The 2,098-nt window shown below is 62.3% G+C and carries 1 protein-coding gene and 1 pseudogene; one reads left to right on the top strand and one right to left on the bottom strand.

Going from position 1 to position 2,098, the window contains the following annotated elements; all coding sequences use genetic code 11:
• A partial coding sequence (locus tag DQW91_RS16430; RefSeq protein ID WP_112664718.1) for a methyl-accepting chemotaxis protein occupies positions 1-1,440 on the bottom strand: 1,440 nt, incomplete at its 3' end.
• 450 nt (positions 1,441-1,890) lie between these two features.
• Between DQW91_RS16430 and DQW91_RS16425 the strand changes: the two are divergent.
• Positions 1,891-2,098 (top strand): annotated as a pseudogene (locus DQW91_RS16425) (DNA-binding response regulator); the annotation flags it as partial.

Here is a 2,098-nt window from a genome sequence, read left to right as displayed (position 1 = left end):
CTGCGACATCTCCGTGATCGTCTTGGCGATCTCGTGGATCGCCCGCACCGCCTCGTCCGTCGCCTGCTGCACCGAGCCGATCTGTGCCGAGATCTCGTCCGTCGCCTTCGAGGTCTGGTTCGCCAGCTCCTTCACCTCAGAGGCCACCACCGCAAAGCCCTTGCCGGCCTCCCCCGCCCGCGCCGCCTCGATGGTCGCGTTCAGGGCCAGAAGGTTCGTCTGGCCCGCGATGTTGTTGATCAGCGCGATCACGTTGCCGATCTTCTCCGCCGAGGCCGCCAGCGCCTGCACCGTCTCGTTGGTGCGCTTGGCGTCCACCACCGCCCGCTCCGCGATCTGCGAGGATTGCGTCACCTGCGCCGCGATCTCGCGGATCGAGATCGACAGTTCCTCCGTCGCCGCCGCCACCGTCTGCACGTTGGCCGAGGTCTGCTCGGCGGCGGAAGCCACCGTCACCGACTGGCCGCGGGTGCGGTCCGCCACTTCCGTCATCGACTGCGCGGTCGCCTCCATCTCGGTCGCCGCCGCCGACAGGCCTTGCGTCAGGGCCGAGACGTTCGCCTCGAAGCGCCGGGTCAGGCCGTCCAGCATCTCGGCGCGGCGCATCTTGGCGTCGTTCTCCGCCTGCTGCTCCGCCGCGAGCCTTCGCGCCTCGATGGCATTGTCCTTGAACACCTGCAGGGCGCGGGCGAGTGCGCCGACCTCGTCCTTGCGCTCAGCCCCGTGCACTGCGACGGTCAGGTCGCCTTGCGCGAGCCGGGACATCGCCGCCGTCATGCCACCGAGCGGCCGCACGATGCCGTAGACCGTGATTGCGCCGATCAGCAGCACCGCCAGCGTCAGACCCACCGCCGCCGCGATGATCAGCGTGCGCGAGGTCGTTATTGCCAGCTCGTCAGCTTCCTCACGAGAAACATCCAACTTGGCAGAGTAAATACTGGTCCGCTCATTCAATGCGTCGCGGACCTTGATGCGGATTTCGCGTCCTTCGCCGTTCGTGAGCTTCAATGAAAGATCGTCATTGTTTGCAATCGTTGCCGCGACGCTCTTGTCGAGGATCGACAAATACCGCGCGATGAGATCATTGAGCTTCGTATAAGCCGCACGACTCTCATTGTCGGTCGAGACGCTCTCAAGCGCGCTGAGGTCCTTCAAGGCGTTGTTCTTGTATTCCTCATAGCGCTGTACGCTCGACCTTCTCGTATCGGGATCTGCATCGAGAAGAATCTTCTCCTGGATCGTCGCCTCGTTCACCGCCGCATTGATCGAGCGGACATGGGTCAGGCGGGCAGCGTCCGTCGTGACAAGATCGTCTGTATTTCGCGCCAGCGAATCCAACCCGGTCTTCGCAAGCACGACAAGTCCCACCGAGATGGCGACGAAGATGGTGACGGGGATGGCGAGCTTTGTGAGAAGCCTGAGGTTGTTGAGAAGGCGCATGATTGTCTCCGCGAGACGAAAGAGCAAAACGTCACGGCCGAGAGACTAGGGCCGGTATCCTCACCAAAGGGTTAATTTGTCTGACGCACCAGACACGAATCACGATCCGTCACGCCCTGATTCGCACCCGCTCGCCCGACTGATTCGCGAAGCCCGCCCCGTTCCGCGATTCAGCTTGCGAATCAACGTTGCATCTCAACACTTTACCGTTGCACTCCAAGCCATCCGGACGAATCACAAGTAGCGCCGGAACACCCCGCATTATGGCTTCCTTGCAACAGCCCCACGCAAGCGAGGGATAAGAGTCTAAGGGCGCCTGTTTGTCGTTGACGTTGCGTCGTCTGACCGACACTTTCTTAACGAGCCTTCCGAACCGGAAGGTCAGACGCGGGCTCCAAAAAATCATTTCGCCCGATGCAACGGTTACCTAAGGCTGGGGGGCCTTGAACCATGTATGTCGTCGTCGACGAGCGGCAGATCGTGACCGCCGGATATGTCGCCAGCTTCAACCGCGAAGGTGTCTCATCGCTCGGCCTGTTCTCGGACGAGTTTCCCGACTGGATCACGTCCGCGTCCAGTTCCGATCTCGATGCCGTCCAGGGCTTCCTGCTCGGGGAGTTCCAGAACCGCATTCCCTGCGCCGAGACCATCCGGCGCC

This window comes from Microvirga flavescens, assembly GCF_003290125.1.
Lineage (GTDB): Bacteria > Pseudomonadota > Alphaproteobacteria > Rhizobiales > Beijerinckiaceae > Microvirga > Microvirga flavescens.
This window is presented reverse-complemented; position numbering and strand designations above follow the sequence as displayed.